The organism is Synechococcus sp. A15-60 (assembly GCF_014280095.1).
Taxonomy (GTDB): domain Bacteria; phylum Cyanobacteriota; class Cyanobacteriia; order PCC-6307; family Cyanobiaceae; genus Synechococcus_C.
The window spans coordinates 2,157,152-2,178,608 of sequence record NZ_CP047933.1; the positions used below are offsets into that span (position 1 = coordinate 2,157,152).

The window sequence follows — 21,457 nt, forward strand, 5'->3', positions numbered from 1 at the left end:
CAACGTCCTGTGATGGCCGAGACACCGTCGAGCCCTGCACCAGCTGCCAAGGCCAAACCGGCCCTAAAGAAGGGTGCTCTGGTGCGGGTGAACCAATCCGCCTATGCGGGCAGCCTCGAAGCAGGAGCCAGTGATCCCCAACCTCCTGCCTACATCTTGGAAGGGCCGGGTGAAGTGCTGGTTGTGAAAGGTGACTACGCCCAAGTGCGTTGGCGTCGCCCGGTTCCTGACGTTTGGCTGCGGATGGATCAGCTGGAACCGTTCTCCTGAGGGTTGAGAGCGTCTTCAACGCTGGACACGGCTGCCGGCACCGACTGAATCGCTTCAGGCAGTCTCCAGAGCGCTCCGCCAAGAACAGCCGACAACGATTCCAGGCTGTCGAGAATCGGTTCAGAACCGTGGCGCACCCTGGCCTGAGCCGCTGTTGAAGCAGCTAGCCAGGGGTTCCATCCCGCCAACAGCACAACACTGCGGTAAGCACTGGGCCATGGATTCTCGGGTAGTAAGGCTTCCAGTGCTTCAAATTGCCGAGCAGCCTCCTCAGGACGATTCCCAAGGACGGCGAGCAAAGCCAAATTCCAGCGTGCCTGAACATCGGATGAATTTTGCGCCAGGCGATCCATCGACTCCGCTTGCACCACTTGCCGATAGTTGAAATGGCCGTCAAGCATGTGCTCAGTGGCCACACTGCTGAACACGGGATCAAGACCTTGGGGCCCAGCTGCCATCCCTGATGCGAGCTCAGGGAAACGGTGTTCGAAACCGACCGGTGCAGGCGCACTCGCACGGCGACGCCACAACGAATAACTGCCACCTTCCGGCCGGGGAAACACCTCCACCTGCTGAAAGACCCCGCTGTCGCGGATGGCCTGATCAAAGGCTCGGGCAGCTTTGCGAACCGAACCTTGGTTGCCCTCCGCCAGTAACACCCAGGTGGCGTGACGCAAAGCCGGCTGAATGTGATCAGGACTGCCACCGAGCTGGCGGCCGACCAGCTGCCCGCCGTTGCGGCGACCGTAATAACTCACATTGTGTTGATTGAGGTCAGGCGTGCTGGGCACCACGATCAGGGTTGCCGGTTCGGCAGTGGGATCGGCTCCACCGGCCCGAGCAACGATGGCCTCGAGGGGTTGCGCGTTGGTGAGGCGAAGACGAGCGCTTTGGGTCAGCCAAGACGATGCCAGCACCGCCAAACCACCTGCGGCCAAGGCAACGCCAGGAAGCCAGTGCGACCGGGAAGGCCAGCGCTGACGGATCGACTCCCCCCACTGCCACCAACCACGCGTGAGCAAGAGCAGCAAGGACGGCAACAGCGGTGCGATGTAACGCGCATCCTTGTTGGGACTGAGGTTCGTGACCAGCCACCCCAACAGCAACGTTCCGATCAACCAGCACCAGGCATCACGGCAATCCGTTCCCAGGGTCACAGAGGAAGCCCCTCTGAGACGCTGCTTCCAAATCCACACCAGCACCCCAGCGATCCCTAAGCAGAGCACCACCCAACCGATCTGACCGGGCAGCACACGTAAGTACCACAACCAGCCCTCAAGACTGAACACAGCAGGATCTCCCTCACGGGCCGCTGACTCGATCACTGCGCGGTTGGTGCCGCCAAGAGTGGTAATCCAGTTGTGACGCAGCCATGGGAGCACAGCCAGCAGCACCAAGCCGAAACCAGCCATTGCCTGCAGTCGTCGGCCCTTGCCGATGCGCTGCGCCGTCAACAGACACCACCCCAGAGCGGGCAGAAGCACCAGCAGGGAGCTCTGTTTGACCAGAAGCGCTGCGGCCACAGCCGCGGCGGCCAACCCGGCTTGCCACCAGCGGCCACCACCCTGGGGAGCCCACCAGGCACCCAGCCGCCAAAGCGCCAGCGTGACCATGGCCATCAATGGCAGTTCAAGGACGTAATCGGTCCGCAACTCCAACAGCATCGGAGCCAGCACCACTGCCGAAACAGCCAGCAAGGCGAATGCCCTTGCCTTCCGCATCGGTCGCAGTAACTGGAGGGCCCAACCCGCTGTTGCGACGAGGAGCAACGCATTCCAGAGACTCAAACTCCAGGCGGCCTGCGAGGGTGAATCTCCCGCCAAGGCCATCACGGAGCCGTTCACCAGCGAGGCCAACGGCGGAATCTTCGGCGATAGATCCAGCAAAGCGTTCCAACCCTGCCAATCACCCCCTGCCAGAACACCCAAAGCACGACCATGATCCAGCGCGCTGTTGAGGTAGTCGGCCTGGTCCCAGGAGGGAAGAGCCGTGTGTTGACTCCACCAAAGCCGATCCGCCGCTGTCGCCATCAGCCAGAGCAGCAGCAGCCCTAAGCGAAACCCAACCAACCCCATCAGACGATCTCCAGGCGACGGCGTTCGTCTTGCAGCCGTTTGCGACGCTGCCGCGCTTCCCGCAGCATCTCCCGGCCATCGTGAAGGTAGTTGTCGACATACCCCATCGTGTACCGCTCAAGCTCCGCAATGGCGTCTTCCACCTGAGAGAGACAGTGATAGACGCTCAAACCGAAACCGTTCGCAGAGGGTGGTGTGGGAAGCGACTGAAAAAGCGTCTTGACTTTGTCGAGACGGATACGGCTCTGTTCGAGATAGTTGCAAAACGCTTCCATCAGCGCATCGTCATAGGGGTCAGCCGACAGGGCGCGGAGTTCCCCGGCAAACGGATTGATCACCTGACCGAGCAACCGGTCAATAGGGACATAGACCTTCTGAAGCCAGGTGGCCAGCTCCTGATCAGCACTGGCACCCTGTCCTGAAGCGCGTCGCGCCGCCTGACTGGCGCGCGCGTTGCGCGCCCCGCGGGCACGGGCTTCGTCACGGGCCACACCACTCTGCCGATCGAAAGCACGACGGCTCTGCGGATCTCCGAGCTGCTCCCAAGCAGCATTAAGAGCAAGGATGGTTTCCTCATCGCCACCCGCATCGGGATGGTGCTGTTTCACCAAGCGGCGATACGCTGCTTTCAACTCCTCCTGCGTGGCACTCGACGCCACCTGGAGCACGGCATAAGGGTCAGTAGATGGGTCGTGGCCCGCAGCGTTGAAGCTCAAAGCTGACCATCCCGCCGGGCCGGCAGGACCGAGGCAGCACTGAACATCGGTGTCGAGAGATAGCGCTCTCCAAAGCTGGCAAGAATCACCACGATGCGACGACCCTCCATCGAAGGTCGCTGGCCTAGACGCAGTGCGGCGGCCACAGCGGCACCACTGCTCACACCGGACAGCAATCCTTCTTCTCTGGCCAGACGACGACCAATGTCCATGGCTTGGTCATCGGAAATGGTCATCACCTCATCAATCAGATCAGGATCAAGCACGGGAGGAACAAATCCAGCCCCAATGCCCTGGATGCGATGGGGACCGGCGGATCCACCCGACAGAACCGGACTGGCTGCGGGCTCAACTGCAACAACCTGCAGATTCGGCTGACGCTCCCGCAGCACCCTTGCACAACCGGTGATGGTGCCACCGGTTCCAACACCGGCGACGAAGGCATCGAGAGAACCACCAGTGTCGCTCCAGATCTCTTCAGCGGTGGACTGCGCATGCACGGCTGGATTCGCCGGATTGTCGAACTGCTGCAGCAGATACGCACCTGGGATTTCGTTCACCAACTCACGGGCCAACGTGATGGCACCCTGCATGCCCTCACTGCCTGGGGTGAGCTGAAGCTCGGCGCCGTAGGCGCGAAGCATCGATCGCCGCTCCGTGCTCATCGTGTCGGGCATCGTGAGGATGAGCCGGTAACCACGGGCTGCAGCCACCATGGCTAACGCGATGCCCGTGTTGCCACTGGTGGGCTCCACCAACACGGTTTGCCCGGGTTCGATGGTGCCGTCACGCTCGGCAGCCTCCACCATGGCGCCAGCAATTCGATCCTTTACCGAGGCCGTCGGATTAAAGCTTTCGAGCTTCGCGAGAATCTCAGCCTTGCAATCAAAGGCCTGAGGCAGACGGTTCAGCCTCACCAGAGGGGTGCGTCCCACAAGCGCGGTGATGTCAGGAGCGATGGGCATGCGGGTCGGGTGACTGAGGCTCCTTGACATCCACTCATGATCGAGGCAACAGCTCACGGATCCAGGTGGAGATGTCAACAGCGATCTGAATCGTCAGCGTAAGCAATGACGACAGGCATGAAGCGAACGGCCTGATCCAGGAGGCCGTCCGCTCTTGAGCCCAAAGGCCAAAAAAAAGCCCCCTCGTTGAGGGGGCCGATCAAGCTGATCAGGAGGTGATCAGAACTTGAAGGTGGTCTTGATGAGACCGCCGAAGTTGGAGAAGGTGTTGTCGTTGTCGCCGACGGGCTCACCGTCAGGTCCGAGGCCACCGCCGCCAAGGCCAGCAGTTCCTTGTCCGAGAGGACGGCTCAGGTAGAAGAGCGCAGGAGTCACAGAGATGTTGTCGGTGACTTGGAACATGTACCACCATTCCCAGGCGTAGTTGCCATCGCCGATGAACTCGCTGCCTTCGTAGTCGGAGTCGAAGTCGACGCCGGTGATGAAGGTGGACTGGCCGACGGCCATACCAGCGGCATTGCCTTTCAGGAAGACATCAGACCACTGCAGACCCACGTACCAAGACTGGGAAGTGGCGCTGTCAGCGAAGGTGCTGGAGTCGTTATCGATGTTGGTGGTATTGATACCCCAACCGGTGCTGATGCTCGGGAACCAGCTGGCTGATTCAGGAGACCAGTAAGCACTCAGGCCGAAGGAATTGGTGACTCCAAGGCCAGCGAAAGAAACGGCTGCAGGAGTGCCGTTGCCGCTGTAGATGCCAATTCCGTTATCGCCGGAAGCGTAGTTGTACGCAGCAGCGATACCCCAGTTGTCATCGGTGTAAGCGATCTGCACGGTGCCGTTAGAGGCAGCGCAATCGGTACCGATACCACCACAGTTGTCGGTGAAGTCTTCGCCGATGAAGTCTTCGTCATCGCTGACGAACAGACCGGGATTGGGGTCGGAAACGAAGCCGTTAGCGCTGACGTAGTTAGCGCTGATGCTGAAACCATCTTTCGCCCAGCTCAGGCCACCACCTTGACCCAGGGCCAAGTTGTAGGCACCAGGTGCACCGGCGTAGGTGAAGAAGTCGAGAACGGTGTCAGCGGGGTATGCGCTGGGCCAAACAGCCAGCATGTCGTCCTGACGAACCAAGCCACCAACAGTTGCGGTGAAGTTCTCACCGATGGGGAACTGGTACCAGACGCGGTTGATGGTCACGCTGTTAGGACCGGAGGGCTCTTCGAAAGCCGTCTCCATGGTGGTCATGCCGTTGCCGAACACGGAAGAACCGAAGTTGCCGGCACGCAGCATGGTGCGCAGCAGGTCCTTACCCGTGAAGCTGGTGTCCAGGAACAGACGGGTGTCGTAGTTGAAGGTGGTGGCGCCCTGAGTGGCAGCGTAGAAATCGGCAGCGCCGTCCACGTTGCTGGACGCAGTGGAAGCACCGATCACGAAGGTGGTTTGACCCTTCAGCTTGGTGGTGGTGGAGAACTGAGTGGCTTCCAGTTCGCCCACGCGAGCTTCCAGACCGTCAACACGGCCCTTGAGAATTGCGAGCTCTTTCTCGAACTCCATCACAAGGCGCTTCACCTCGTCGGTCACTTCGGTGACGCGGTCGAGACAAGCGTTCAGGAGTGCGGCCGCTTCGAAGCGGGTCATCGCACGGTTACCGCGGTAGGAACCGTCGGGGTAGCCAGCGACGCAGCCGTAGCGCTCGATCAGGTTGCTCAGAGCCTGATAAGCCCAGTCCGTCGGGTAGACGTCAGAGAACTGATCGATGCTGGTGACCTGCTCGCCAGTAGAGGCGTAGTCGGCGACACCAGCAACATTGACTTCAGTTGCACCGACAGCGACAGGAGCCAGCAGGCCCAGGGCAGCAGGAGCAACCAGCAGTTGCTTGAAAAGTTTCATAGGAAAAAGGGTCCTCACACAGACCGACGCATAGCGTCAGCTGCACCCTGATTGGGCCCCGACCTCGAATCCATTGGTCGTGTGACACAAGCAACCCTGGCCTGTATCAAACGATACACTACAAAAAAGTTCAGCTCGATACCAAACTAACTCTATCGTCGAGCTCTGCACCAAGTGGCCGCGATCAAGCATAGATACAGAGGGCAGGCAAAGATGCTCCATCAAAACGATGCCCCCGGCCGAAGTACGGTCGGGGGCTCTCGCCGGGTCCGCTCTGGCGCGGAACCGATTGATCAGTCAGAAAATGGTGCCGTCAGCCGGCGTTCTCCGCGATCAGCAGACCCTGCATCAAAGAACTGGAACTCATGGACACCTCCTCCTGAAGGATTGTGAATGCCGGCAACGCCTTCGAAATCAACCTCACTCCGAAGAGTGAAGCCCGATCTCACGCCACTGCATCCCGTACAGACCAACCCTACCTAGATCCAACGGGACTGTGGACCCTCTGTACGCTCCGAGGCCATGGCCCACACGTTCCCCTGGCGCCTGCTGCTGATTCTTTGGGTCACAGCAGCACTGCTTTCCTGCATTGGCCTTGGCAACCTGCCGCTGAAAGATTTCGATGAAGCCACCGTCGCCCGTGTGGCGCTGGAGTTTCATCAGGGCACAGGCGAAGCCCCACTGCTTCCAGTTCTCTGGAATGAGCCGTATCTCAACAAGGCACCCGGCCTGCACCTGATCATCGCAACGCTGATCGGCATGACGAACTCACAGGGTCTTCCCTCGGAATGGGTGATCCGCATCGCGCCAGCTTTGCTTTCAAGCTTGATCGTGCCGCTGGGCGGATTGCTGCAGTGGCAGCTGCGCCCCGGCGATCGCGACAGCTGCCTTGGCACCAGCGCAATTTTGCTGTCACTCCTGCCGATCGCCCGCCATGGACGACTGGCGATGCTGGACGGCACCCAACTCACCGTGATGGCTGTGTTGTGGATCGGCTTGCTTCGCCTGCATCGGACACGCCATCCCGCGGGAATCAGCTTGTTGACTGGGCTTGCAGCCAGCGGAATGCTCCTGCTGAAGGCCCCATTGCTGTTACCGGCCGCTGCCGCCGGCCTGGCTGCCGTAGGGCTGGGCCAGGAATGGCGGCATTGGCGATTGACCACCGCAGCCCCAACCCTGCTGATCGGCGTCCTTCCCGGCATCGCTTGGCATCTTTGGCATGCCTGGCACCGGGGCGCCTCTGCGCTTTGGCTTTGGGGAGGCGATGGCGCCGGCCGTGTCCTGCTAGAAGCAGGTGAAGGGAGTGACCTCGGCTGGCGGGTGCCCTTGATCGAGCTCTTGGAGGGGGGATGGCCCTGGCTCCTGCTCTTCCCGATCGCCCTCTTTGGGGCCTGGCATGCACGCCAATCACGCTGGGGCTATTGGAGCCTGAGCACCCTGGCGGTTCTTGCTGCAGCAATCCTGCCACTACGCACCCAGTTGCCCTGGTACAGCCATCCCCTCTGGCTTCCATTCGCACTGCTGTGCGCACCACTACTGGCATGGATGGTCAACCGAATGCCCTGGCCATCAGGCGCAGTGCCGATGCGCAGGATCCTGGCTGTGATCCCAGCACTGTGGGCAGGCCTTGGAGGACTTCTCTTGATTGCGGGAGTGGCCAGCCTGACGCCGGCCGCTCAAGCCCTCATCGATTACCGGTCACCTGCTTTGGCAATTGGGGCTGGCTGGTGCACCGGCGGAATCTTGCTGATGCAGAACACACAGAACAGACGACAACTGGGTGCCTTGAGCTTGGTGATCGGCAACGTGACCGCTCTCGCGATCGTCTTTAACTCTCCTCTCTGGCTGTGGGAACTCAACGAAAGCTGGCCCGTCAGGCCCGTAGCCGGGATCACAGCGAGCACAAGCCTGTCTCCGATCCGCCTCAAGGGCTTCGATGAACGCCCAAGCCTGAACTGGTACGCCGAACAAAGGATTCGCCGCGAGCAATCGAACGACGGCAAAAACCTTCGACTCAGTGATCAGCCACAACCCAACTGCAAAATCCTTGCCAACACAGGCGACTGGACCTTGTCTGACTGCGATAACATGAGCATGAAGAACGAATAACGTGTCTTACAGCGCAACAGACCATGCCGATAAGAATCAAGGACTTTCAATTATCCTGCCCACATTTAATGAGTCAGGATCAATCAAGGGGGTCATTACCTCTCTCTTGAATCACACCAAGAGTCATGCTGTTGAACTCCTGATTGTCGACGACGATTCGGCTGATGGCACAGCAGACATCGTTCGAACGCTCGCCAGGCAGGATTCAAGAATTCGCATCATTCAACGGGTCGGCCGCTCAGGCCTTGCCAGCGCCATCAAAGAGGGGCTGATCGCAGCCGTTCATCCGATCGCCATCGTCATGGATAGCGATGGCCAGCACGAACCTTCATCTGTGCAGATGGCCTTCGAAGCGTTAAGCGCGAACAATGACCTGGTCGTGGGCAGTCGCTTTCTGGACCAGTCAGAAATCCGTGGACTGAGCAGCCGTCGCACCGATGGCTCAACCATGGCCAACCGCGTGGCACGGTGGAGTCTTCCCAAGAGCTATGCACACCTCACGGATTACATGAGTGGTTTCATCGCGCTCAAGGTTGAGCGCTGTCTTCCATTCATACGCAAGGTCGATGTCAATGGTTTCAAGTTTCTCTATGAATTACTGGCCATCAGCAAAGGTCAGCTTTCTATCGTTGAAATCCCCCTACATTTTCAGCCACGACTGTATGGAAGTTCAAAGCTTGACTATGCCGTGCTTTGGGACTTCGTGATCTCTTTAATCCACACATCGACGTTTCGGATTTTGCCGAGACGTGCTATCAGCTTTGGCCTCGTCGGCGCATCAGGCGTGGTGATTCAATTGCTGAGCACGTTCATCCTGATGACGATCGGGTTGAGTTTTCCGCAATCTCTTCCCCTTGCCGTCATCACGGCGGCAAGCTCCAATTATCTCATCAACAACATCCTTACCTTTGGAGATCGACGCCAGAAAGGGCGTCAACTGATTAAAGGTCTGTTGAAATTTTTGCTGGTTGCCTCACTGCCTTCTCTGGCCAATGTGGGCTTGGCAACAGGGTTTTACAACATGATTCAATCCCATGCTGTTCTGGCGCAGCTAGCGGGAATCATTGTGGTTTACATCTGGAATTACGCCGCGTCCTCCCGCTTTGTGTGGAACACACCCTGAATCGCGACCTGGATGACCTCGAGTGACGGGACACAGACCAGATCGAGCCAGGCACCAGCTGGCATCTGGGCGCCGGTGCTGCTGGGGGTGGTTCTGCGTTTGGTGCACATCTGGATGCCCGTGGTGGGCATCCACAGCTGGCGGCAAGCGGACACTGCTGCCATGGCCAGGCACTTTGCTGGATTTGACACGCCGATCTGGTTGCCACAGATCGATTGGGGAGGAGCGTCACCCGGGTACGTGGAATCGGAATTTCCGCTGTTCCCCTTCCTGACGGGTCAGATCTATCAACTGTTCGGGGTGCACGAATGGATTGGCCGTGGCCTCTCGGTGCTGTTCAGTGCGCTCACCATTTGGCTCGTAATCCGACTGGGTCGACGTTGGTTCAATCCAGCGGCCGGGTGGTGGGGTGGCATGGCTCTGGCGGTGGCCCCGCTCGGTGTTTACTACGGCCGCGCCTTTCAAGCGGAGGCTCTGCTGCTGTTCTGTGCAGCAGGAGCGTTGGAAGCCCACAGCCTCTGGGTGGAACGGCGGGCCCCGTGGGCACTCGCTTTGAGCTGGTTGTGCTTCACAGGAGCTGCCTTGATCAAAGTGATTCCCATGCTTTGGCTTGGCCTTCCCCTACTGCTTCTCCATCTCACCCCATCCCCTCAAGCGGCGGCAGAACCCCCTCAACAGACGCTGCAACGACTGCTGCGTTTGCTGCTTAATCCTTGGTTCTGGGTTTACACAACCACCGCTCTAGCGGTGACTTCAGCCTGGTATTTGCATGCCTACCAATTGGGCGAGAGCAGCGGTCTGACCTTTGGCTTTTGGGGAGAGGACAGCGATCGCAGCAACATTCAACTGGTGCTGAATGGGTCGAGCTGGTTAAACCTCGCCATCCGTGTCGGGCTTCGAGCACTGCTCGTGGTGGGGATTCCCTTCCTGATGATCGGCGCCATTCGCGGCTGGAGCGTTGGTGGTGGGCGCATCGCCCTCGGAGGTGGAATCGGACTTTTGTTGTGCACCGTGGCGACCATGCGATCCAGCACGGTGCATGAGTACTACCAGTTCCCGTTGTTGCTGTTCAGCTCGCCCCTTGTGGGACTGGGATGGCAAACCTGGCACTCCCATCAGCGTCGCTGGTTGGTCCGAACGTTGCTCTGCATCACCTTGCTCATCAGTGTGATGGTGCTGTCGCTCGACTACTGGGCGGTGGAAGCGAGGCAACGCAGGATCTGGATGCCGCTCGCTGAGACCATTCGACGCGAGCTCCCCGCAGACGCTCGCGTTGTGAGTGTCACCGGACCGGATCCAACTCTGCTCAACCTGGCACGTCGCCAAGGTTGGCTGATCGCCAGCCAAAAGCTCACCCCAGAGCGCATCCAGAAGTGGAGAGATGCCGGAGCCAGCCATCTGGCAGGCAGTTTCCTGTGGCAGGAGACCTACAGCCCACTGACTGACAAACAACGAGCCAGGCTGGAACAGCTGGCCGTTTCCAGCACAGCCCCTTGGATCGGCCCACAGAAGCAGACTTATTTGCTTCCGATCGAGGATCTACCAGGCGACTTCTGATCCCAGCGCCGTTCAGGATGATCAGGCAATCGTTCAGTTCAACGATGAACAGGAGCGAGGCTCAATTGCCATCTCAGCTGAGGCTGCAATCTCGGCAGACGCACGCTGCAAGACCACCGTGCCTGCACGACAGTGCACCAATCGGTAGTCCCCGGATTCAACAAGGCGCGTGAGCTTGCGCCGGATCAAGCGTTGCTGATTGCGCTCAAGCTCAAACACAGGCGCCAACGGCCCATAGTGACCAGGAAATGCCACCACCCAATCGACCGACTGAGGCTCATCGGAACGATCGAGATACTGGATGGACTTGGGGAAACGGATCAGCACCTCCCGCTGCGCCAGCGAAGGTAAAACAGGCGTATCAGCCGACACACTGGCCTGGTCAGGAATCAAGGCAACAGCTTCCCGCAGCGCAGCACGGCGTTCGAGCATCGCAGCTGGGGAGACATGAACCCAGGGTGAAAAGCTGTCGGGCACAAGCGCCGAGAGGCTGCGATGGGGATTCGCCAACAGGGTCAGAGTGAGACCGAGTCCCAGAGCACCCACCCAGCAGCGACGGATCCAACGCTTCGACCAGAGCGAGAGGTGGCGCTGCCACCACAGAACAGAACCTAGGTAGAGACCGGGCACCAGAGCCAGCACGTAGCGGAGCGTGACGGACAGTGCCGAGCGACCTTGCGACACCAGTGCAATCAGGAGGGGGGCCGCCACCAGCAAGGCTGAATCCACCGACAGCAATGGAATCAGCAGCAGAGGCAGACTGAGCGCCAAGAGGAAACCCAAAGTGGCAGCAGGGGGAGACACAATCGCCTGCAGCAGCGCCAGAGGATGCCGCAGCATGGCGAGCAGCACCGACAGGGTGCCTCCCGACACGTCATCCACGAGATGGCCGAACTTTTCCTGAAGAAAACGGTCGGACAGAGAGGAATCAACGGCCGGTTGGATCCAGCCGGTAACCAGTAGCACCCACAGAAAAGACGCTGCCATCAGACCGACTCCGCTCCAGCGTGCACCGGGCTGACGCACCAGGGCCCAAAGGCCCAACGAGAACAAGACAAGACCGCTGTCTTCCCGCACCAGCAGAAGCATCACGGCGACAAGCACCAGCTGACGCCGGCGCTGCTCCAAGAGTGCTTCCACCACAAGGAATCCGAGCAAAGGAAGCCAGATCAGATCATGAAAGTTTTCAAGAGCCGGGCCGATCACGGCACCACTGAGGTAGTAGGCAGCGGTCAGCCGGATCGCCAGTGACGCCGGGAGTCTCCGGACGGCAATCCTCCAAAGCACCAGGCCTGCGGCCGTCAACACGACCACCTGGACCAGGGGAAGCGCCCAGCTACCGATCAGAGCCACCAGTGGAGCGATGAGCAACGTGAGGAAATTGGCGTGTTGGCCGAGATGCAGATAAGCCACCGACGGCAGTTCACCGCCCACTTTCACAGCCGCAGACAAAACCGATGACAGGCTGCTTTCAAACGGACGCCCCTGAGCCGTTGACCAGAGTTCTTGCAGAAAGAGCGCCTGGTCATAGGTGGCACTGAGACTCTCCAGCCGCCAGATCTGAATCGCCAAACACACCAGAAAGAAACCTGCCGCCAGAGCCTTCACCCCTCCTGGCATCGGACCTTGTGATGGAACCGCAGATGCGGTGGATTCACTCATGCAAGCCTGACGTCCAATGGGAGCAGATTAAGGAGCCTCTGCCTCGCTCCCAGGTGCATGCCATTCAGCCGTTCCCAACAGAACCCGCGTGCGCAGAAGCAGAAGCAAGGCCGATCCATAAAGCACAAGCTCGCCCCACTCCTGATCACGGTTATGGAGCAGTTCAGAAAAGGATTGCGTCGCAACGCAGTAAGCAATCACGGCCACGAATAGAAACAGGGGCCAGCTGTACGAGGCTGGCAACAGAGCCAAAACAAGCGAGCGTTGCTCGGGAGACTGATGGCGAAGCAATCTCCGGGCGACCTGCGGAGCCAGCACCACAGTCAGCAACACAACCAGCATCGCCAAAAACGTGAAGCCATCCAGACGATCCTGAAACCAGCCGATGTTGTGCAGGGTTGTTTCCTGCTGAGCATTGATCGTTCGGATCGCTTCTGGGGTCTGCCAGCTAAAGATCACCTGCCCCCAGGCCAGTTCCTCCAGAAGCAACAGCCCCAGAAGAGCAACAAAGCCTCTGGCCAGCCAACCAGGGCGCGCATCATCGAGCCGGCGGAACAGGTCATCGCCAATCAGCCAGCTCACACGGATTGCCGCGACGAGGAGCAGCACTTGCCCCCACTCGACCAGACCACCTTCGCCGAAGACCAGGCGCTTATAAGCATCGAGGTCTGGGGAACTGAGCTTCAGCCCCATGATCAACAGCACCATCGCGACAACCAGAAGCCACACCGCGACTTGCCGTGCGCGATTCGCCCCAGGATCGTCATCGGCAAAAAGGCGAACCAACACGCCCGACGCGCGTCCCCAGACGCCGAAAGCAAGCAGCACCAGAGCAAGAACCCCCCAGCCTGAATCAGCTGCTGTGCCCCTGATGATCCACAACACCAGCTGAATGAAGGCCACAAGACCACACACACCGCCAATACCGAGAAGGCCGTTCAGGAACCAGCTCTTCAAACGGACTCCCCTGACGTAGCGAAGCGACACGCAATAGCTCTCACGATGAAGTGGAAGTTAAGCGCCGAAGCCAACAAAAAAGGGGCCCCAAGGGGCCCCAAATCGAGAGGATTCGTCCGATCAGAGGGCGTTGCCGCGGGGCAGAACCTCTTCAGGGAAGACGAAGTTTTCGTGCGGCTGGTCAGCCGGTGCCATCCAGGCACGCAGACCTTCATTCAGAAGGATGTTCTTGGTGTAGAAGGTCTCGAATTCGGGATCTTCTGCAGCGCGGATTTCCTGGGACACGAAGTCATAGGCGCGCAGGTTGAGAGCCAGACCGATGATGCCGATGGAGCTGGTCCACAGGCCCATCACAGGCACGAACAACATGAAGAAGTGCAGCCAGCGCTTGTTGGAGAAGGCGATCCCGAAGATCTGGCTCCAGAAGCGGTTGGCGGTGACCATGGAATAGGTCTCTTCTTCCTGGGTGGGCTCGAACGCCTTGAAGGTGTTGGCCTGCTCGCCATCCTCAAACAAGGTGTTTTCCACGGTGGCGCCGTGGATGGCGCAGAGCAGTGCACCGCCGAGAATGCCAGCGACGCCCATCATGTGGAAAGGATTCAGGGTCCAGTTGTGGAAGCCCTGAAGGAAGAGGAGGAAGCGGAAGATCGCGGCCACACCAAAGGAGGGTGCGAAGAACCAGCTGCTCTGGCCGAGGGGATACATCAGGAAGACACTCACGAACACCGCAATCGGACCGGAGAAGGCGATGGCGTTGTAAGGACGAATGCCGACCAGACGTGCGATTTCGAACTGACGCAGCATGAAGCCGATCAGAGCGAAGGCACCGTGCAGCGCCACGAAGGCCCAGAGGCCGCCGAGCTGACACCAGCGCACGAAATCGCCTTGGGCCTCAGGGCCCCAAAGCAGCAGGAGGCTGTGACCCATCGCATCAGCGGGGGTTGAAACAGCAGCAGTCAGGAAGTTGCAACCTTCCAGGTACGACGAGGCGATGCCGTGGGTGTACCAGGAGGTGACAAAGGTGGTGCCTGTCAGCCAGCCACCAATGGCCAGATAGGCCGTCGGGAAGAGAAGGATGCCGGACCAGCCGACAAAAACGAAGCGGTCGCGCTTGAGCCAGTCATCGAGGACGTCAAACCATCCCCGCTGTGGCGCGCGTCCTACAGCGATCGTCATGAGAAGAGCTTCATGAAGCTTTACGCGCCGAGCCTAGTTGGCGCCAGAGATTCTGTGGGCACCAGACGTGGAATTAAAGGCAGACATGAGTAGAAATGCTCACGACTTCAGGAGCAGCTTCCATCCGCGAAGATGGCGAGAGAAATAAGGATGCCTCTGTGTACGTGATTGAGCTGGCTCTTCGCATGAGCCCCATGCCGGTGTCCGTGCAACGCAAGGAAAGCGAGGCCGCTGAAGCCCTCTATCAGCAGGTGCGCACTGCACTTGAGCAGGGACAGCCTCGCCTGCTTGAACTCACCTGTGAAAAGGTTGAAGGCAAACGCCTCAGCGTGCTCACCAGCGATCTGCTGGCTGTTCAGATCTACGAAAAGACAGCCGCTACCGGTGGCACCAAACGTCCAGGGTTTTCATTCGAAGCCTGAATGCCTGTGCAACATGGAGCCGGGCAAGCGGGACTGCGGTTTGAGCGGGTCAGCTACAGCTGGCCCTGCGGCACCCGTGCGCTTGATCGCTGCAGCTTTCAGATTTCCGGTCCAGGCCTCTGGATGCTGGTGGGCAGCAATGGCAGCGGCAAAAGCACGTTATTTCGGATTTTGAGTGGTCTGATCAAGCCCCAATCGGGGCACATTGATTGCAAGCTTCGCCCGGCACTGGTGTTCCAGAACCCGGACCACCAACTTTTGCTTCCCAGTTGCGGCAGCGAAGTGCTGCTGAACTTGCCCCCTGGGCTCGATCAAACGATGCAGCGACGCAAGATCAAACATCTCTTGGAACAAGTGGGGATGGCGGGCATGGCATCACGCCCTATTCACACACTCAGCGGAGGACAAAAACAACGGCTTGCCATCGCTAGCGCCCTAGCCAGTGACGCCAACCTGCTGCTGCTTGACGAGCCCACTGCGCTGCTCGACCCCACCAGCCAGACCGCGATCCTCACCACCGTCCAACAGCTTTGCCACCGATCCAGCAATCCCTTAACAGCACTTTGGATCACCCATCGACTCGGCGAACTTGACCATGCCGACGGAGCCGCCCAAATGGAACGGGGTCGCATCGGTCACTGGCAGAACGGCCCGGCTCTGCGTCGCCGCCTTGAACCCCTTGCCGGACGGCAGGGCTGAGGGGTAAGTTCTTCCCGTTACATTCCTCGGTAGCTCAGCGGTAGAGCGGTCGACTGTTAATCGATTGGTCGCAGGTTCGAATCCCGCCCGGGGAGTTTCATGGTCAACAGGCCGCGTCTGAAGACCTCAGACGCGGTTTTTTATTTGTGAAATCAAATCCATCCATCGGGATGACGCCGACGCGCCAGACGCAGCACGCGTGCGCATTGGCTCAAAAAAGCCTCGAGCAATGGATTTTCTGTCACAAAGCCCCATGGAAAGCGAAGACTTTCTATAGAGGCCGACCTAAGCATCGATGGCCACAGAAGGCCAAATCGCTTTCAGCGCAAGGGATCAGCAGCGATTTCACCCACCCCTTCCCGATTACCCGATCAATGCAGGAGGTATGGAACCTTGAGAGAATCTGTCAAGCCATGACGCGGCCTAACCACGTCCACCACGTTCTCTTACCGGCAAGTCGATGAAGCCCTGCATTTTGCTAATCGAAGATGACAGGGACATGCGCGAGTTGGTGGGTGGTCACCTGGAGCACAGCGGCTTTGATGTGCAAAGCGCTGACGACGGCATCAAAGGGCAAGCATTAGCTCTTCAATACAGCCCCGACCTAATCCTGTTGGATCTAATGCTGCCCAAGGTCGACGGTCTCACGCTTTGTCAGCGCCTGAGACGCGACGACCGCACTGCCGCGATCCCGATCCTGATGCTGACGGCCCTGGGTGGCACCAAAGACAAAGTCAGCGGTTTCAATTCAGGCGCTGATGATTACCTCACCAAACCGTTCGATCTCGAAGAGCTCCAAGTTCGCATCAAAGCACTGCTTCGCCGCAGCGATCGGGCTCCGGTTGGCACCAGCGGCAACCACCACGAAATTCTCAGTTACGGCCCGCTCACGCTCGTTCCGGAGCGCTTTGAAGCCATTTGGTTTGACAAGCCGGTGAGGCTCACCCACCTGGAGTTTGAACTGCTGCACTGTCTGTTGCAGCGGCATGGCCAGACCGTGGCTCCTTCGCTGATTCTGAAAGAGGTCTGGGGCTATGAACCAGACGACGACATTGAAACGATCCGCGTGCACGTGCGTCACCTGCGCACCAAGCTCGAGCCTGATCCCCGCAAGCCCCGCTTCATCAAGACGGTGTACGGAGCTGGTTATTGCCTTGAGCTCCCAACAGGTGCTCAGCTTGAAGGTCTTCAAGACGTGCTAGCCCAGGCGCGCCAAGATCGGGACCAGAAAGATCAGGACAGTCGCGCCAGCGCTTGATCTCTCCGACGTTGTCAGGCCTGACTGAGATTGAGCAAGGCCACCTCCCAGGCAAGTCTGGGTTGAACAAAGGACAGCAGGTGTTGCCGAAGACGGTCAAGCCTGACGAGGAGCTCTTCCCGACCATGAGAGCGCCAAAGATGTTGCTGCCACCAGCCAATCAGCCACAGTTGCTGTTCGCCCTCCAGTTGATCGCTGAGGTCTCGGGCTAGCGCCATCGCCTCAACCGGCGTTAGCGGAAGGGTCTGAAGCCGTTGCTTGAGATCGTCGGGAATGGACCTCCAGATCCGCACATGTTCCAGAAGCGCCCCTGGAGAACCCGCAGCCAGGGCAATTAATTCAGGCTGACTGGAGGCCAGAGTCAAAGCCTGATCACCCTCGTTGTTGGGAAGACTGTCCAGCACCGAAGCCATGCAGGCTTCGGTGAGCCGGGTGAAACGGATCTGCTGACAACGCGAGCGAATGGTTGTGAGCAACCGTTCAGGCGCAGCGCTGAGCAGGATCAGCAGTCCATGACCCGGTTCCTCCAGCGTTTTCAACAAAGCATTGGCCGCACCTTCCGCCATGGCCTCCGGCTGCTCAAGGATCACCAAGCCTCGGGGGGATTCGAGGGGCTGCCGTGCCAGGAACTGACTCAACCCACGAATCTGCTCCAGCCGCACTTGCGGTGGTGTGCGACGACTCACGCCGGCCGCTTCCGCCTCTGATCGAGGGATCAGGCGTCCCTGATGGCTATAGGTGGGCTCCACCCACAACAAGTCAGGGTGGTTGCGTTCTTCCAAGCGGCGACGCTCGCGGGCGTCCGATCCGCCCCCACTCAGTAACCCCTCCAGGAAACGCTGTGCCGCAAGGCGGCGTCCGACCCCATCCGGACCACTGAACAGATAGGCCGGAGCGAGTCGCTGCTGATCCAAGGCAGCCTCAAGAAGCTGTTGTGCCAATGGCTGCCCCTGCAGATCTGCGAACAACCCCCGCATCAGATCCAACCTTGTGCCGCTTTGGCCTCAACCTGCGCTCGGATACTTCGCTGCACCTGCTCTGGCGTGCGATCAGCCGCCACTGCAGCCCAACCGCGTTCGCCGGCCAGGCTCCGGAAACCTTCAGCGACCCGGGCCAGAAATGCGGTTCCTTCCGCCTCAATCCGATCAGCCATCTGCTCCTGGCGACGACGAAGACTGACGGCAATGGGAAGGTCCAGCCAAAGGGTGAGATCCGGTATCACTCCGGCCGTCGCAATCCGTTCTAAATCGCGAATTGTGGACGCATCCAAACCACGACCATCGCCCTGATACGCCAGGGTTGAACCACTGAATCGGTCGCTGAGAACCCAGTCGCCCCTATCCAAAGCGGGCCGAATCAAGTGCTCCACATGCTGAGCGCGGTCAGCCGCGTACATCAGCAGTTCGGCAGTGGGCGAAGGCGCCGAATCTTGGGGGGGATGGAGCAACAACTCCCGCAAGGCCTTCCCCAGAGGGGTCCCCCCTGGTTCCCGGGTAAGAAGCAAGGTTGCTCCTGCAGGCATGAGGCCACTGCCGGGCAACCATTGCGAGAGCAGCTTCAGTTGCGTGGTTTTACCGCAACCATCAATGCCCTCAAGCACCAGAAAACGTCCGGCCATGGTTAACGCAGGCGAAGGCTCAGAGCATTCAGCACCACGGTCACAGAACTGAGGGCCATCAGCAACGCGGCCAGAGGTGGGGAGAGCAGCAGGTTGAAACCCGGTAGCAATACACCTGCCGCCACAGGGAGGGCGATGAGGTTGTAACCAAAGGCCCAGAAGAGGTTCTGACGGATCTTGGCCATGGTGCGGCGGGCCAGGGTCAAAGCCTCCGGCAGCGCTTCGAGACGATCTCCCAGCAACACCAGATCCGCTGTGTCTTGCGCGATCTGCGTGCCAGTTCCCACAGCGATGCCGAGATCAGCAGCAGCGAGAGCCGGGGCATCATTAATGCCATCGCCGACCATGCCCACGGCTTCCTTGGCTTTCCAGCGCTCGAGACGCTCGAGCTTCTGCGCCGGGAGCAACTGCCAGGCCAGTTCATCATCCGTGAAACCAAGGGCCTGGCCAACCTGCTCAACAGCACGACGACGGTCTCCACTCAACATGGCCAGCGAGAGACCCTGAGTGCGCAGACGTTGCAAAGCAACAACAGCATCCGGACGCAGGCCGTCATCAATGGCGACCAGACCCAGCGGCTCGTGATCCACAGCAACCGCCACCAACGTCTGACCACGCTTGAGGGCGGCCTGCACAACCAACTGCTGCGCAGACGACCAGGCCACGCCTTCGGCTTGCATCCATTCTGGAGAGCCGACCCTGACCTCGCCCTGAAGAGTGTCCAAGGTGCCCTGCATGCCAGCCCCAGGGAACGTTCGACTGGCCTGCACGGGAAGAAGCGGGATGTTGCGCCGCTGCGCTTCCTGCATCAAGGCATGAGCCAGGGGATGACGACTGGTCTGTTCCAGACTCGCTCCAAACTGAATGACTCGTGCCGCATCCTCCGTGGCCAATACGTCATCCACCAAGGGACGTCCCAGGGTGAGGGTGCCGGTTTTGTCAAACACCATGCGTTCGACAGAGGCGGCCTGCTCGATCACATCACCACCCCTGAACAACCAGCCCTGGCGAGCGGCCAGTCCCGAGGAGACGGTAATCACCGTGGGGGTGGCCAGACCCAGGGCACAGGGACAAGCCACCACAAGCACAGCGATCGCAAGCTGCAATCCCAGACCGAAAGGCGTCTGAGCGCCAGCCCCAAGCCCACCATGCAAGCCATGGCCTGAACCGTGGTCCATCATCACCACAGGCACCTCCAGCACCTGGGGCCAGAGACGACTTCCCAGCTGCCACCAAAACAGGAACGTCACCACCGCCAGACTGACCACGCCGTAGCAAAAGCGGCCCGCCACACGGTCCGCGAGGCCCTGGATCGGTGCTCGCCTTGCTTGGGCTTGCTCCACCAGAGCAATGATCCGAGCCAGAGCGGTATCGCTACCGACCCGCTGCACCTCCAGCTCCAAGGTGCCCTCGAGATTCAGGCACCCGGAACTGAGCTCGGTACCCGGCTCAGCATCCAGGGGGAGAGGTTCCCCAGTGAGGCTGGACAAATCGACCGCTGATCGCCCCTCACACACCACACCGTCGACCGGAATCCGATCGCCTGCCAAGAGCTGAATGCGTTCACCAGGGCGCAACAAAGACACGGGCACCTCACGCACAGTGGCATCCGCCATTAGCAAACGTGCCGTGTTGGGCTGCAGCGCTGCGAGCTCCTGCAGGGCCCGGCCGGTGCGCCTGCGCGCACGCTCTTCCAGGAAGCGCCCCAACAGAACGAAACCCAGCAGCATCACGGGTTCATTGAAGAAACAGGGCCAGCCCACTCGCGGCCAGATGAGCGCGACGATGCTGGCCAAATAAGCGCTGCCGACACCAAGGCTCACCAGGGTGTCCATGCTCGGAACACCGCTACGGAGGGCCTTCCATCCACCGCTCAAAATCGGACGCCCAGGGCCGAACAACGCCACGGTCGCCAGTCCGGCATGAAACGGAAGACTGCCAATCAACGGCAGCGACAGTGTCCCTCCCTCGGCCAAATGGCCAAGACCGGAGAGAAGCAGCAGCACCAAGGCCACCATCAGCTGACGCCACTGACGCCACCACCCCCAGGCCTGTTCCGGCGTATCGGTCTGACCAACGACACCGCTCGGGCGCAATTTGGCGGGAAAACCCCTGTTTTGGAGCGCTTCCAGAACACCCTCGAGAGACTGAGGTGACTCCGGAGGGGGTTCACCCTCCAGGCGAAGCCATGCGCTGCGAGTGACCAGATTGACGCTGGCATCCGCCACTCCAGGCTGATCCAGCAAAGTGCGTTCCACCGCGCGCACACAGCCACCACATTTCATCCCGTCGATGTCGAGAAGCACCGCGTGGGAAGGGGCGGATGAAGCAGATGAGTGGGGTGCGGAAGCAGACACATCAACGGTTCACACCACACCACGCTAAGCAGTGCCCATTGGGTTCAGGATGGGGACAACCGTCCGGCTCTCCGTGCCCCGCAGCAATCGCAACGACAACTTCATCGACAAAAGCTTCACGGTGATGGCCGATCTGATCGTGAAGCTGCTGCCGATCAACCCCAGAGCCAAAGAGGCTTATGTGTATTACCGCGATGGCTTATCCGCCCAAAACGATGGTGACTACGCCGAAGCCCTTGAAAACTACGAAGAAAGCCTGAAGCTCGAGGAGAACCCGATCGACCGTGGTGAAACCCTCAAAAACATGGCGATCATCTACATGAGCAATGGCGAAGAAGATCGAGCAATCGAGACTTATCTCAAGGCTCTCGAAGAGAATCCGAAGCAGCCGTCATGCCTCAAAAACATGGGGCTCATCTACGAAAAACGTGGTCGGATGGCTGAAGAGGAGGGCCGACGCGATGAGGCCGACGGCTGGCTCGACAAGGCCGCCGAGGCATGGACTCAGGCTGTGCGTCTGAATCCCGGTGGTTACCTGGACATCGAAAACTGGCTCAAGTCCAGTGGTCGCAGCAATGTTGACGTGTATTTCTGACGCGT

The 21,457-nt window shown here is 59.7% G+C and carries 18 protein-coding genes and 1 tRNA gene; 9 read left to right on the forward strand and 10 right to left on the reverse strand.

The genetic code is table 11. The features are described 5' to 3' along the window. The first annotated feature begins 12 nt into the window (after positions 1-12). Positions 13-270, forward strand: coding sequence for an NAD(P)H-quinone oxidoreductase subunit O (gene ndhO, locus SynA1560_RS11810; RefSeq protein WP_186469445.1), 258 nt, complete (start codon positions 13-15; stop codon positions 268-270). On the opposite strand, the gene SynA1560_RS11815 is transcribed toward ndhO, so the two are convergent. From SynA1560_RS11815 to SynA1560_RS11830, 4 genes are all read right to left on the reverse strand, one after another. Further along, on the reverse strand, positions 249-2,345 hold the full coding sequence (locus SynA1560_RS11815; RefSeq protein WP_186500608.1) for a phospholipid carrier-dependent glycosyltransferase: 2,097 nt from the start codon (positions 2,343-2,345) through the stop codon (positions 249-251). The two genes, ndhO and SynA1560_RS11815, sit on opposite strands and share 22 nt — an antisense overlap. Further along, positions 2,345-3,061, reverse strand: a complete 717-nt coding sequence (locus SynA1560_RS11820) for a J domain-containing protein (RefSeq protein ID WP_186500609.1) — start codon at positions 3,059-3,061, stop codon at positions 2,345-2,347. Before SynA1560_RS11820 ends, SynA1560_RS11815 begins: the two co-directional genes overlap by 1 nt. Further along, positions 3,058-4,026 carry a cysteine synthase A gene (cysK, locus tag SynA1560_RS11825; RefSeq protein ID WP_186469448.1) on the reverse strand — a complete coding sequence of 323 codons (969 nt, stop codon included), beginning with the start codon at positions 4,024-4,026 and terminating at the stop codon, positions 3,058-3,060. Before cysK ends, SynA1560_RS11820 begins: the two co-directional genes overlap by 4 nt. Before the next feature lie 219 nt (positions 4,027-4,245). Beyond that, positions 4,246-5,919, reverse strand: a complete 1,674-nt coding sequence (locus SynA1560_RS11830) for an iron uptake porin (protein ID WP_186500610.1) — start codon at positions 5,917-5,919, stop codon at positions 4,246-4,248. A gap of 522 nt (positions 5,920-6,441) precedes the next feature. Here SynA1560_RS11830 and SynA1560_RS11835 point away from each other — a divergent pair. From SynA1560_RS11835 to SynA1560_RS11845, 3 genes are read left to right on the forward strand one after another with little or no spacing between them, the layout of a single operon-like run. Further along, complete coding sequence (locus SynA1560_RS11835) at positions 6,442-8,028, forward strand: glycosyltransferase family 39 protein (protein ID WP_186500611.1); 1,587 nt, start codon at positions 6,442-6,444, stop codon at positions 8,026-8,028. 1 nt (position 8,029) lies between these two features. Then, complete coding sequence (locus SynA1560_RS11840; protein WP_186500612.1) at positions 8,030-9,151, forward strand: glycosyltransferase family 2 protein; 1,122 nt, start codon at positions 8,030-8,032, stop codon at positions 9,149-9,151. A gap of 12 nt (positions 9,152-9,163) precedes the next feature. Beyond that, entirely contained in the window at positions 9,164-10,708 is a 1,545-nt protein-coding gene (locus SynA1560_RS11845; protein WP_255476955.1) for a glycosyltransferase family 39 protein, read from the forward strand. A 33-nt stretch (positions 10,709-10,741) separates the two neighbouring features. Here SynA1560_RS11845 and SynA1560_RS11850 read toward each other — a convergent pair whose 3' ends face one another. From SynA1560_RS11850 to psbD, 3 genes are all read right to left on the reverse strand, one after another. Further along, the gene (locus SynA1560_RS11850; protein ID WP_186500613.1) at positions 10,742-12,370 is read right to left on the reverse strand and encodes a DUF2079 domain-containing protein; all 1,629 of its coding nucleotides are present in this window, start codon (positions 12,368-12,370) and stop codon (positions 10,742-10,744) included. A gap of 27 nt (positions 12,371-12,397) precedes the next feature. Next, positions 12,398-13,357, reverse strand: a complete 960-nt coding sequence (locus SynA1560_RS11855; RefSeq protein WP_186500614.1) for a pectate lyase — start codon at positions 13,355-13,357, stop codon at positions 12,398-12,400. Between the two features lie 90 nt (positions 13,358-13,447). Then, positions 13,448-14,503, reverse strand: coding sequence for a photosystem II D2 protein (photosystem q(a) protein) (psbD, locus tag SynA1560_RS11860; protein ID WP_006041823.1), 1,056 nt, complete (start codon positions 14,501-14,503; stop codon positions 13,448-13,450). Between the two features lie 158 nt (positions 14,504-14,661). Between psbD and SynA1560_RS11865 the strand changes: the two genes are divergently transcribed. From SynA1560_RS11865 to SynA1560_RS11880, 4 genes are all read left to right on the forward strand, one after another. Further along, a complete protein-coding gene (locus tag SynA1560_RS11865) occupies positions 14,662-14,925 on the forward strand; it encodes a hypothetical protein (protein WP_186471197.1) in 264 nt (87 codons plus the stop codon). Then, positions 14,926-15,624 (forward strand): ABC transporter ATP-binding protein, encoded by a 699-nt coding sequence (locus SynA1560_RS11870; protein ID WP_186500615.1) that lies wholly within the window; start codon positions 14,926-14,928, stop codon positions 15,622-15,624. It begins immediately after the preceding gene. 23 nt (positions 15,625-15,647) lie between these two features. Beyond that, positions 15,648-15,719: transfer RNA gene (locus tag SynA1560_RS11875), tRNA-Asn, on the forward strand. Positions 15,720-16,084: 365 nt separating this feature from the next. Further along, positions 16,085-16,882 (forward strand): response regulator transcription factor, encoded by a 798-nt coding sequence (locus tag SynA1560_RS11880; protein WP_186500616.1) that lies wholly within the window; start codon positions 16,085-16,087, stop codon positions 16,880-16,882. A gap of 14 nt (positions 16,883-16,896) precedes the next feature. On the opposite strand, the gene SynA1560_RS11885 is transcribed toward SynA1560_RS11880, so the two are convergent. Genes SynA1560_RS11885 through SynA1560_RS11895 form a run of 3 tightly spaced genes read right to left on the reverse strand, consistent with a single transcriptional unit; the run spans position 16,897 to position 20,857 of the window. Then, on the reverse strand, positions 16,897-17,859 hold the full coding sequence (locus SynA1560_RS11885) for a DNA polymerase III subunit delta' (protein ID WP_186500617.1): 963 nt from the start codon (positions 17,857-17,859) through the stop codon (positions 16,897-16,899). Beyond that, a complete protein-coding gene (tmk, locus tag SynA1560_RS11890; RefSeq protein WP_186500618.1) occupies positions 17,859-18,500 on the reverse strand; it encodes a dTMP kinase in 642 nt (213 codons plus the stop codon). Before tmk ends, SynA1560_RS11885 begins: the two co-directional genes overlap by 1 nt. Positions 18,501-18,502: 2 nt before the next feature. Then, the gene (locus SynA1560_RS11895) at positions 18,503-20,857 is read right to left on the reverse strand and encodes a cation-translocating P-type ATPase (RefSeq protein ID WP_255476956.1); all 2,355 of its coding nucleotides are present in this window, start codon (positions 20,855-20,857) and stop codon (positions 18,503-18,505) included. Positions 20,858-20,906: 49 nt separating this feature from the next. On the opposite strand from SynA1560_RS11895, the gene SynA1560_RS11900 reads away from it, so the two are divergent. Continuing rightward, on the forward strand, positions 20,907-21,452 hold the full coding sequence (locus tag SynA1560_RS11900; RefSeq protein WP_370523160.1) for a photosystem I assembly protein Ycf3: 546 nt from the start codon (positions 20,907-20,909) through the stop codon (positions 21,450-21,452). Positions 21,453-21,457 lie beyond the last annotated feature (5 nt).